At 75.1% G+C, this 1,601-nt stretch carries 2 protein-coding genes; one reads left to right on the plus strand and one right to left on the minus strand.

Translation table 11 applies throughout. The annotated features are described in order from the left end of the window. Positions 1-713 (minus strand): oxygenase MpaB family protein (locus tag JZ5iCDA_RS17370; RefSeq protein ID WP_069388228.1); only part of this gene is annotated, 713 nt, incomplete at its 3' end. Positions 714-832: 119 nt separating this feature from the next. On the opposite strand from JZ5iCDA_RS17370, the gene JZ5iCDA_RS17375 reads away from it, so the two are divergent. Beyond that, positions 833-1,444, plus strand: a complete 612-nt coding sequence (locus JZ5iCDA_RS17375; protein WP_069388229.1) for an ArsR/SmtB family transcription factor — start codon at positions 833-835, stop codon at positions 1,442-1,444. Positions 1,445-1,601 lie beyond the last annotated feature (157 nt).

The raw sequence follows: 1,601 nt of genomic DNA on the forward strand, positions 1-1,601 counted from the left end.
GCGGCCAGGCCCGCGTAGACCGGGCGGACCGCGGGCGGCAGCGGAGGCTCGACGAGGAGGAACCGGGCGGCGTCGCGCGCGGCATCGGTCAGCACGAGCGCCGGGCGCGCCTCCTCGACGGCGGCGTCGAGCTCCGCACGCGTCACGGGCACGCGCTCCACGCCGAGGCGCCGCGCGACGTCGGCCGCCTGCGCGACGTACTCGTCGCAGCCCCGCGGGTCGAGCGGGCGGCGCCCGTACTCCTGGTGCGCGACGAGAAAGCTCTGCGTCTCGGCCACGTGGACCCAGCGCAGCAGCTCCGGGTCGGAGGCGGCGTACGGCCGCCCGTCCGGCGCGGTCCCCCGCACCCGCTCGTGCACGGCGCGGACCGCGTCCACGGCACGCTGCGCGTCGTCGGCGGTGGCGAACGTCGTCGTCGCGATGAACGTCGACGTGCGCTGGAGCCGGCCCCACGGGTCGCCGCGGTAGCCCGAGTGCGCCGCGACGCCGGCCATGGCGAGCGGGTGCCAGCTCTGGAGCAGCAGCGCGCGCAGCCCGCCGACGAACATCGACGCGTCGCCGTGCACCCGCTGGATCGGCGAGCCCGGCGGGAACCAGCGCGGACCGGGCGTCTCGTGGATCCGGGCACGCGTCGCCGTCGCGTCCGGGCCGGCGACCCGCGAGAAGATCGCTGCGCCCGCCGACGTCCGCGCCCGCTCCAGCACGTGCACCATGCCCCGATCATCACCCACGGGCGGCGCGCGCACCGCACGAGGAGGCGAACCATCGGCGCAAAGAACCCGCTGCAAAGAAACCCTTGCAAACGGATCTTTGCAGTACTACGGTCGACGACATGGGAACCGAGGACACCACCCCGCCCACGAGGCCGACGGAGAACGTGCTCGGGCCCGCGCAGCTCAAGGCCCTCGCGCACCCGCTGCGCATCCAGATCCTCGACCTGCTCGCGAGCCACTCCGCGCTGACGGCGAGCGGGATCGCCCAGCTCGTCGGCGAGTCGAGCGGCTCGACGAGCTACCACCTGCGCCAGCTCGCCCGCCACGGCTTCGTCCAGGAGGTCCCCGGCCGCGGTACTGGCCGCGAGCGCTGGTGGGAGCGTCGTCCCGGCGGCTTCACGGTTGGGCTCCCGGACGACCCGCAGGACGCCGCCGCGGTCGCGACCACGACGACGGTCAACCGCGAGTTCGAGAACGTGCGGGCGCGCAAGATCCTCGCGCTCCTCGAGAACCCCCAGGCGCTCGGGCGCGAGTGGCTCGAGGCCACGCGCCTGACGACCACCAACCTCTGGCTGACGGTCGAGCAGATGGCGGAGGTCGACGCGGCCTGGGAGCGCCTCGCGGACATGTTCGAGCGCTACGGCAGCCAGGAGCGCACGCCCGGCGCGCGGCCCGTGCAAATCCACTTCAACCTGTTCCCCCTCGTGGACGGCAAGGAGAACCCCTCGTGAGCGCGTACTCCCCCACCCTGCCCCGAACCGCCGAGCTGCAGGGCCTGGACCGGCACCTCGTCCGGCTCGGCTCCGCCCTCACGGAGCTCGGCCGGCGCCGTGCCGACGCCCGGGCGCGCGCCCTCGCCGCGGCACGGGCCGACGCGGGCACGCCGGC

The sequence above is a fragment of the Cellulosimicrobium cellulans genome, from assembly GCF_001722485.1.
Classification (GTDB): domain Bacteria; phylum Actinomycetota; class Actinomycetes; order Actinomycetales; family Cellulomonadaceae; genus Cellulosimicrobium; species Cellulosimicrobium cellulans_A.